The organism is Ktedonobacterales bacterium (assembly GCA_036557285.1).
In the GTDB taxonomy this organism is placed as follows: Bacteria; Chloroflexota; Ktedonobacteria; order Ktedonobacterales; family DATBGS01; genus DATBHW01.
Genome location: DATBHW010000045.1, coordinates 71,810 through 81,717, shown reverse-complemented (window position 1 = coordinate 81,717; position 9,908 = coordinate 71,810). Strand labels below are relative to the sequence as shown.

Here is a 9,908-nt window from a genome sequence, read left to right as displayed (position 1 = left end):
CAAGATGATGGTGCTCTTGCGCAAGCTGGCGGACAAGGGGCATACGATTGTGCTGGTGACGCATGCGACCAACAACATCAATGTGTGTGACTATGTGTGCTTTCTGGCGCAGGGAGGACGCCTCGCTTACTTCGGCTCGCCCGACGGGGCCAAGGAGTTTTTCGGCAAGAGCGAGTTTGCCGAGATTTACACGGCGCTCGAAGCGACTGACGAGGCTGCCAATCTTCCTGAAGAGGCTGAAGCGCGCTTCAAGGTCTCTCAAGCCTATCAGGACTATGTGGCGCAGCCGCTCAGAGAAGCCAGCGCAGCCCCTGCTGGAACTATGCCGCTCAGCGAGATCAAGCGGGCAAAGCGCGGCAGCTTCTGGAAACAATTTTCCCTGCTTTCGCTGCGTCGGCTGGAACTGCTGAAAAACGATGTACCTACGCTGCTCGTTTTGCTCTTGCAGGCGCCGCTGGTCGCTATTCTGCTGATGGTCTTGATTCGCTTTGGGCTGGGGCCTGGCATTCTGGATGGGGACAGCATCATCCAATGCCAGCCGCAAATCCGCACAGCGACAGGCCAGGTGCTGATAGTGCAGGGCGTGTCCACGCAGGGTAATGTTGTGACCTGTGATCGGGTGCTGACATTCCTTCAGACGAATCCAGACGGGATCGCCTACGCCCAGGCGCGCGGAGGCGCTAACCAGGCGCTGCAAGATTTTGAGGTGGCCGGGCATAACGGCGACGCGCAGCGGATAGTCTTTATGCTGTCGCTGATTCCAATCCTCTTTGGTCTCCTTGGTGGCTCGCGCGAGATCGTCAAAGAGGTGGCGGTCTATCGGCGCGAGCGCGCGGTGAATCTGGGGATCATGCCCTATATGCTCTCCAAGCTCATTGTCTTTAGCCTGCTGACCCTGCTGCAAATGGCGGCGATGGTGGTCATCGTAGACCTCTTTGAGCCGCTGCATCAAGGCATCTTTCTCCCTGTGCTGCTAGAGACGTATATTACGCTGGCGCTGGCCGGGATAGGGGGAGTGCTGCTGGGCTTTGTGGTTTCTGCCTGGGCAGCGAATGAGGACATGGCGGCGAGTCTGCTGGCGGTGGCAATCGTGCCGCAGGTCATCTTCTCAGGGGTGGTGGTTCCACTGAAGGATGTTGTGTCGCAGAGTGTAGCGATGATTTTCCCGCTGCGCTGGGCCATGTCAGGGCTGGGTTCCTCGCTGGGTCTGCATAGCGATCTGATTGGCGGGGATCGGCTCTTTGGCGATAGCTATCTCTATCACTCTACCCTGTACTCCAGCTATACACCAGCCAACGCCACGCAGCATCTTATTCTCTGCTGGATTGTCATGGGTGTGATTAGTATCGTCATGATTTTGCTGATTGGACTGGCCTTGAAGCACAAGGATGCTCGAAAATAGAGTAATCAGCACAGCCCCCGGCGAGAGCGAAGTTCTCTGAGACAGCAGGAGCGCGCGCCAATTATAGCGCGCTCCTGCTGTGGGCGCTGTATAGAAGCGCAGCGCCCGGCGCTACATCCCGTTGTTTCCGTTCATCGGATTTCCCTGGGGAAGCAGTGGCGTGGGCCTTGCAGAACGTACCGGGGTGCGCAGGCTCATGCCAGTGATCTGGTCCATGTTCTGTGATGGCTCCATGCCATAGCTGCTCGGCAGGTTGAACGCTTCGATGGATTCTTTGAGCTGGCGCGCCAGATAAGCCAGGCGCTCGATGCTCTGGGCGGTCTGACGAGTGCCGACGCTGTACTGGTTGGTAATATCAGAAGCCGCCTGCATTTCCTGCGCGACTAAGACGGATGTGTCGCGCTGTTGCTTGGCAACCTGGTTGATAACCTCTACCAACTGGCTTTGCTGGTCAACCACGCTGCCAATAGATTCCAGGGCCGTTCCAGCATTGCTTGCCAGCCCCATCCCTTCGGAGACTCGCTGCTGGCTTTGCTTGGTGGCTTGAATGGCCTGGTTCGTTTCCTCGATAATGGTCTGAATCAGATGCGAGATCTGACCAGCTTCTTCCTTGACCTGCTCGGACAGGTGGCGGATGTTAGTGGCGACCATATTAAAGTTGCGCCCATTAGCCCCAGCCGCCGAAGCGTGGATGGCGGCGTCGAGCGCCAGGCGGTTGGTCTGGTGAGCGATGTTGGTAATGACCTCGACCACGCGGGTGATTTCCTGGCTGCGGCGTGTCAACTGCCCCACGCGATTGGTTGTCAGTTTGACATCCTCTTGTATCTGGTTCATCCCAGCGATGCTTTGTTGAACAGCTTCATAGCCTGCCTGAGCATGCCCACGCGCGCTGTACGCCACCCGCGCCAGGGTGTAGGTATCCTCGGCAACGCGGTGGTTCGACTCGGCCATCTGCCCGGCCTCGTCTGTGGCGTGGATGATCTGCTCCATCTGGCGCTCGGACGCTTCCACTAGGAAGGCAGACCGCTGCAAGACAACCGCTGCGGCTGCTTCGATTTCGCGCGCAGTTGACTGCACCCGCAAAACCAATCCCCGCAGCTCATCAAGCATATATTTGAGCGCATTGCCCAGCACATCGTTGGAGGAGCGCGGCTGAATGTCATGTGAGAGATCGCCCGCCGCAAGCGTGGTTGCCACCTGAAGGATCTGATTGAGGTAGCTCATCATATATTCCAGGGCCAACCCCAGGCGATCCTGGTCGGAGGTGCGGTGGACCTGAACCCCCAGATTGCCCTGGGCGATCTGGTCGGCAAGCTGGCTGGTCTCCTCGAAGTAGCGATCAATGGCATCGAATGCGCGCGCCAGGTCGCCCACTTCGTCGCGGCGCTGAGCCATCCTGTCTTGCAAGTCAGCCATCTCCTGGCTCTGGTACATGGTCTGGCCCGTCGCCAGATATTGCGCGGAGTTGGTAATTGCCAGCAGCGGCTGGGAGATATTCCGGCTGAGCAGATAGGCGATAGCGGTTGCCAGGACAATCAAGGCCAACGCCAGCCCAAGGCTCAGCAGTTGTGTCTGAGTGATCTGTTGATCAAGCTGTGTATTCAGGGTGGCGACCGGAGCCAGCACCTCTGATTCTGGCAAGACCAGTACCACAGCCCAGGGTATGCCCTCTACCTGATCGAAGGCCAGATACTTCGGATTCCCTTGCAGAGTGAGAGTCGCGCTGCCACTCTTGTCTTTGGCTAAGTTCTGCTTGAACGTGGTAGCATCCTTGACCTGCTGATCCAGGGGTACGTCCAGCCGCTGTCCGTTGTCTGGGCCTGCCAGTTGAACGCCAAAATCCTGCTGGCCCTGGTCTGGCATGCTGATGATGTTACCATCCTGTCCAACCAGGAAGGCGTAGCCATTCTGACCAATTTTCGCCGGAAGCGCGCTCAGGAGATTGCTCAGCGTGACATCACGCCCAACAGCGCCCAGAAAATGGCCTTTATTATCATAGACCGGGGCAGCGGAGGTAATCAGCAGACCCTTACCCGTGGCATCAAAGTAAACCGACGTGAGTACTGGCAGCTTTTTGGGATCGTTCTTTTGATTGGCTGCCACAAACCAGGGACGTTTGGTAATATCAAAGTCAGGGGGTACTATGTGCGCTAAATCAGCATTATGCTTGGGATTCTTTGGATCTGGCGCGTAATAGCGCGTAATGCCGAGGGCGGTACCAATATAGGTCGGATATTGGTCCTGGTCGTAGTGCGCCTTGAACACCGCATCTATGTAGGTCAGGATATTGATTTGCTGCTTCATTGTTGGCGTTATTTCGGTGATCGTGTTGGGCAGGAAGAGACTATCTGGATCGGTGACGGGGTTATACCACTGACCCTTGATTGGGTCTTGAGCTACCGTCTCGAACTGATCATAGACTCCAGCGCCAAAAACATCGGGGTTGGAGAGTAGATACCCGGCGTAATTTGCCAGTTCCTGGGTAGTGTTGGCGATCAATTGCATCTGCTTACTGATGGTCTGATCGATATTGCTGGCCTGTGTCTGCAACGCCTGCTGGGCGTTGGTCATCAGCGCAGTGCTGCTGGTGCTGCGCGCCTGGCTGTTCATGGTATTCATCTGGAACAGCGAGATGAGAATGCTGGCGATCAGAGGCAGGAGGGCTGCCACCAGCAGACCGATCAACACTTTGCTGCCGATGGTTGAGAAGAATGGTTTGCGATACGGTAGAGAGCGCATGGGAAACCTCCCTATCAGTTCGTCCCGTCTGGCATCAGGTACGCGGTGGCATAGTGAGAACCGCGCTCATAGGTTTATGATACACCGGCCCCTGAGAGCATGCCGCCGGAATAGGGGCGCTCTTCCAGGCGCTTTCAGCTTGCTCGCCCGCTTCACCTGGGCGTTTACAAGACGCTGGGCAAGCAATGGGCCGTAAGGCTGGAAAGAGTATATCATGCCCGGCAAGCTATCGAGCGTGAACCTTTCTGCTCGCTGCTGGTGGACTATCCTGGGGCGAAGTCATCTAACCTGCTTCCGCGAGGGCGCGGTCATGATCTATTTCAATAGGAAAGCAGTCCTATTGTTTTTTGCAAAAAGTGCGCTGAAATGGGGGCAATGGGGAAGAGGCGCCTCTTCCCCATTGCGCAGAAGTCCCCTTCGCGGTACTCTGTGAGGAGAAGAGACGTTCTCACGATACACTTCAGGAGGTCCAGCGATGCCAGCATTAGAGAATAAGGTGGCTATTGTGACCGGAGCCGGGCGGGGCGCTGGACGCGCTATCGCTCTGGTGCTTGCCCGCGAGGGGGCGAGCCTGGTAGCTGTTGGGCGAACCAGGACTGATCTTGACCGGCTGGCGGCGGAGATTACTGCTGCCAACGGGGTCTGTGAGCCGCTTGACGCCGATGTCGCCAGTCCCGCTGATGCCCGGCGCATCGCTGCGCAGACGTTGGAACGCTTCGGGCGGATTGATGTGCTGGTCAACAACGCGGGTGTTGGCGGCCCCGTGAGCCGCGTCGAAGAAACGCCGGTGGAAGAATGGCGGCGCACGCTGGATGTCAACCTGACTGGTCCGTTTCTTTGTTCGCAGGCTGTTTTGCCAGCGATGAAGGAGCAGCGCAGCGGGCATATTATCATGATCTCGTCGGGCGCGGGCAAGCAGGGCTATCCGAACATGGCGGCGTATTGCGCCAGCAAGTTCGGGCTGCATGGCCTGGCGCAATCGCTGGCCGCTGAGGTGAGCGACCTGAATATCCGGGTGACGACGATCATGCCCGGCAGCATAGCCGAGACGGGCTTCTCAGGACAGCGCAAAGGTTGGATGCCTCGCCCTGGCGCAAAGTATTTGCGCCCCGAAGACATCGCAGATGCGATCCTCTTTCTGTTGCAACAGCCGCCCAGCGCCTGGACTCAGGAGATGAGCCTCTGGCCCTTCAAGACGTATCATGCAGGCGAATGAACGCCTGCCGTCTGTAGCGCCGCCTTCCAGGCGGCTAGACGACTTGCCGCCTGGAAGGCGGCGCTACAAGTGATATGCGCCGAGATGTGAGATTAGATCGCTGGCGCTGCCTCGCGGGCCTGGCGAACGCTGAAGTAGACCGCCCTGGGGTGATGCGCCACGATGGCTGCGGTGGACTGTTCCGGCACAAGCTGGTGTGAGATAGTCAGATCGACGCCGATGGTTTCGCGTACCGGCAGCGCCCGGAATACTTTGACGTGATCTTCCAGTTCGGGGATGGCCGGATAGCCCCAGCTATAACGTTTGCCTTGCTCTGCCAACAGCCCAAGTTCGCGGCGCACAATACGATGGACGTATTCGGCCATACCCTCGGCCATCTCTGCGCCCAGCCCGTGAATGTAGTAGGCGGCGGAGTAGTCGCCGCTGGCCTGTAGCTCGTCAATCAGGTCGGTTGTCTTCTGGCCGACAGTGACGACTTGCAGCGCGACCACATCCTTGCGCCCTGATGCCACCGAAGCGAAGTAATCAGCCAGACAGAGCCGCTCCTGGTCTGGCTGGCGCGGCATGGTGAAACGCTCGATCTCGCGGTTATGGTCCTGCGGGTCGTAAAGAATCAGTTCGTCGCCATCGCTCTGGCAGGGATAATAGCCGTAGACGGCTTTTGGCTCCATGTAGCGCCGCTGGCGCGCCTCGCGCAGCATGCGCTCCAGGCGCGGCTCGAAATCTTCGCGGACCAGCCGTTTGAACTCCTCGCCATGCGCCTTGCCGCCCCAGTGCAGGCGATAGAGTGTGTTGAGGTCCATACACGCGGCCACCTCTTCTAGCCCGATGCGCTCCAGCACGCGCGGCCCCCAGAAGGGCGGCGTTGGCAGCGTGTCGAGCGCGAAACGGCTGCGGTCCAGCGCGATGACCGCTGGAGCCTGCGGTTTGCTCGCGGCCTCGTTGGCTCTGCTTTCGGCGGCCTGCTGAGCATTCTGGGCAGCTTCGATGGCCTCGCGCCTGATCTGCGCGACAAACGATTCGCGCCTCTGTGGGTCGGAGAGCTTATCCATGATCTCCAGCCCCTCGAAGGCGTCTTTGGCATAGAACAGCCCCGATTCATAGGGCGCTTTCTGGTCGTCGTCGCCCACGAAGATGATGCGCCGGCCATAGGCGCGGTTGATTGCCGCGCCGCCCACGATGACGGGGAAGCGCAGCCCGCGCTTGTGCAGTTCCTGTACGCAGAGCGGCATCTGTTTAGAGGTGCTGACCAGCAGGGCGGAAAGGCCGATGGCGTCGGCCTGTACCTCCGTCGCTTTGTCAATGATGGTATTCAGCGGCACCTGCTTGCCCAGGTCATAGACGGTATAGCCGTTATTCGAGAGAATGGTGTTGACCAGATTTTTGCCGATGTCATGCACATCGCCAAAGACGGTTGCCAGCACGACTTTGCCCTTCGTATAGCCCTCTTTGCGCTCCAGAAAGTGTTCCAGATGCGCTACGGCGCGCTTCATGACTTCGGCTGATTGCAGGACAAAGGGCAGAATCAGTTCGCCCGCCCCAAACTTATCACCGACATCCTTCATGGCCGGAAGCAGGACTGTGTTCAAGATTGTTACGGCAGCCTGGGAGAGTTCGGCGGTAGGCTTGCGCGCGGCTACTAAATCCTGATAGGCTTCCGGCCCAAAGCCTTCATCGTCTGAACGGGCCAGCCGCTCTAGCAGCGCCTGATCCAGCAGCGTCTCGATGCCCTCTTTTTTGCGGTGCAGAATCTGATAGTGAATCTTCTCGTCAGTCGTCATGCCTTCGGTGGGGTCGGCTTTCTCTTGCTCCTTCTTCTGCGCCCCGTGCTGCTCGAAATACTCGATGAAGCGCGGCAGGGCATCGGCTCGCCGATTCAAGAGCAGGTCGTCGGCCAGTTCGCGCTGCTCAGCGTCAATTTCAGCGTAGGGCGTGATGTGCGCTGGATTGACGATGGCCGCGTCCAGCCCGGCCTGAACGGCATGAAAGAGAAAGACGCTGTTCAGGACGGCGCGGGCGTGCTGGGCCACGCCAAAGGAGACGTTGCTGACGCCCAGGATGGTGAGCGCGCCGGGCAGTTCGGCTTTGATGCGCCGTATGCCTTCAATTGTTTCGACGGCGGCGCTTTGCAGTTCCTCCTGCCCGGTGGTGACAGGGAAGGTCAGCGTATCGAAGATCAGCGCGTCGGGCCGCAGGCCATATTCTGTTGTGCAAATCTGGTAAATGCGCCTGGCAATCTCGAACTTGCGCTCGGCGGTTTTGCCCATGCCCTCTTCGTCAATGGTCAGCGCGACTACGGCGGCGCCGTGTTCTTTGGCGAGCGGCAGTACTGCCTCGATGCGCTGGCGTCCATTCTCCATGTTGATGGAGTTGATGATGGCCCGGCCAGGGTAGCTCTCCAGCGCGGCTTGAATGACGTTGGCCTCGGTGGAGTCGAAGACCAGCGGCGCTTCGATGCCCATTGAGAGCTTTTTGACGGTGCGGCGCATCTGCTCGGCTTCATCACTGCGCTCGGTGAGGGCCACCTGCACATCCAGCGTATGCGCGCCACCCTCCACCTGCTCGCGGGCAATCGCCAGCAGGGTATCGTAATCATCGCTTAGCAGCGCCTGTTTGGCTTTCTTGCTGCCGGTGCTGTTGACGCGCTCTCCGACCAGCAGCGGCGGCGGGTCTTGTATCAGCGGGGCCGCATGAATGCCGCTGGCGACGTAGGGGGCGCTGGTAGTTAAAACTGCGCCCCCGCCGTTGGCGAATGCACTCGCTGCTGCGGGCCAGCGGCCACCAGATCCCTGTTCAGGGACTCCCCCAGCACCGGAGGTAGCGTGGCCGTTCTGCGCCGGGCGCGGCTTGCGCGTCACGCCGGAGACCGCCTGGACGATCTGGCGCAGGTGTTCGTGGGTGTTGCCGCAGCAGCCTCCCACGATGTTGACGCCAAGTTCTTCGACAAACTCGCGTAACGCTTCGGCCATTGGCGCTGGCTCCATCGGGTAGACGGCTTTACCGCCCACGTTGAGCGGGATGCCCGCGTTGGGGATCGTCGAGATCGGCAGGGGGCAGTTCTCAGCGAGATAGCGCACCGGCTCGCGCATATGCTGCGGGCCAGTGGAGCAGTTCAGTCCAACCACGTTCACCCCCAGGTTGACGAGGATGGTCATGGCGGCGGCAATATCGGTCCCCAGCAGCATGCGCCCGCTGGTATCCAGCGTCACCTGCGCCTGAATGGGCAGCGTGCGCCCCAGGTCGTTGAAAGCGCGGCGAATGCCCGCGATGGCGGCGCGCACCTCCAGAATGTCCTGGCTGGTCTCGATAATCAGCAGGTCAACGCCGCCTTCGATGAGCGCGGCAGCCTGCTCGCGGAAGATTTCAGCTAGCTGCTGATAGGTGATATTGCTCAGCGCGGGGTCATCGGAGGATGGCAGCATGCCGGTGGGGCCGATGGACCCGGCGACGAAACGCGGCTTTTCGAGCGTGCTGTAGCGGTCAGCGACGCGGCGGGCAAGCTGCGCGGCGGCAAGGTTAATCTCGCGGGTGCGCTCGCCCAGTCCATACTCGTCGAGCTTCATCCGGCTGCCGGTGAAGGTATCGGTCTCCAGCACATCGGAGCCAGCCTCCATAAAGCCGCTGTGGATTTCTTCGATAACGTCGGGCCGGGTGATGACCAGATATTCGTTGCAGCCCTCGGTGCGTTCGCCGCCGTAATCGGCTGCCCCCAGATGATAGTTCTGGATGTTGGTACCCATTGCGCCGTCAAAGATGATGACGCGGCGCTGAAGTTCTTGTAAGAAGCGGCTGTGATGCTGTGTGCTGTGGTTGCTGCTCATAATTAGATACTTCTCCTCCCTATTCCACTCGTCCCCGCTACGTGGCCCAAAACGATAGTCTGAAACTGGCGCAAACGGCAAAAGGATGGAGCGCAGCAAGCAGGGCGCTGCCCTCCATGAGATTGCTTCTTCGCGTAGTATCAGGATTTCTTAGAGCATTATAGCATTGCGAAAGTTTCACAGCAAAGGTCGGCTGTTGGCAGAGTCTGTTGATCCCCCATCTCCTGCTGATCCGGCTCTCGCCCTGCCGTTCCTCTGGCCCCAAGAACGGGACCATTGCCTGGTTTCTTCATTGCCTTGCGCAATATAGCCAATCGCTGCCAACCCTCCAGCCACCAAGCAACCTGCCATGCCCACTGTCGTTGCTATGAGCAGCAAAATACCACCGATAGCCGGAAGCTGTCCTGTGATTCCCCAGACTACCGCCAAGAGGATACACACCGTTCCAGTCAGGACGCTGAGTATCCAGGCCACCAAATAGGCGGCGCGGTACCAGCGATTTGCCGGTTCCTGTTCCTTAAATGCTAGCGGCATCGCAAAGAACAGTCCTCCCGTGACCACCAGAGCAGTGAGCACGGTCCAAGCGATCACAGCCTTGTCCGGCTGGAACACGAACTCTTCCAGCATCATTACGCACGTAGCCAGGCCGAGCAAGAGGCCCATGCCACGCAAGAAAAGGTTTTTCTGTTTCTGCCCAAACATGGCTCGTTGCTCCTTGCCTGGGGGCTTT

General features: G+C 59.1%; 5 protein-coding genes. 2 read left to right on the top strand and 3 right to left on the bottom strand.

Annotated elements, in window-relative coordinates; genetic code table 11:
• On the top strand, nt 1-1,402 hold a 1,402-nt coding region (locus VH599_13585), incomplete at its 5' end, for an ABC transporter permease (GenBank protein ID HEY7349340.1).
• Nucleotides 1,403-1,513: 111 nt separating this feature from the next.
• On the opposite strand, the gene VH599_13580 is transcribed toward VH599_13585, so the two are convergent.
• Complete coding sequence (locus VH599_13580; GenBank protein ID HEY7349339.1) at nt 1,514-4,141, bottom strand: methyl-accepting chemotaxis protein; 2,628 nt, start codon at nt 4,139-4,141, stop codon at nt 1,514-1,516.
• A gap of 475 nt (nt 4,142-4,616) precedes the next feature.
• Between VH599_13580 and VH599_13575 the strand changes: the two genes are divergently transcribed.
• Complete coding sequence (locus VH599_13575; protein ID HEY7349338.1) at nt 4,617-5,357, top strand: SDR family oxidoreductase; 741 nt, start codon at nt 4,617-4,619, stop codon at nt 5,355-5,357.
• 92 nt (nt 5,358-5,449) lie between these two features.
• On the opposite strand, the gene VH599_13570 is transcribed toward VH599_13575, so the two are convergent.
• Both VH599_13570 and VH599_13565 read right to left on the bottom strand, forming a co-directional pair.
• Nucleotides 5,450-9,178 (bottom strand): homocysteine S-methyltransferase family protein, encoded by a 3,729-nt coding sequence (locus VH599_13570; protein ID HEY7349337.1) that lies wholly within the window; start codon nt 9,176-9,178, stop codon nt 5,450-5,452.
• A 177-nt stretch (nt 9,179-9,355) separates the two neighbouring features.
• Nucleotides 9,356-9,880 carry a hypothetical protein gene (locus tag VH599_13565; protein HEY7349336.1) on the bottom strand — a complete coding sequence of 175 codons (525 nt, stop codon included), beginning with the start codon at nt 9,878-9,880 and terminating at the stop codon, nt 9,356-9,358.
• Nucleotides 9,881-9,908: the final 28 nt, after the last annotated feature.

Bases quoted from the DNA above. Each gene is read 5' to 3' on its own strand.
- VH599_13580 (HEY7349339.1), bottom strand. From the start codon at position 4,141: ATGCGCTCTCTACCGTATCGCAAACCATTCTTCTCAACCATCGGCAGC.
- VH599_13575 (HEY7349338.1), top strand. From the start codon at position 4,617: ATGCCAGCATTAGAGAATAAGGTGGCTATTGTGACCGGAGCCGGGCGG.
- VH599_13570 (HEY7349337.1), bottom strand. From the start codon at position 9,178: ATGAGCAGCAACCACAGCACACAGCATCACAGCCGCTTCTTACAAGAA.
- VH599_13565 (HEY7349336.1), bottom strand. From the start codon at position 9,880: ATGTTTGGGCAGAAACAGAAAAACCTTTTCTTGCGTGGCATGGGCCTC.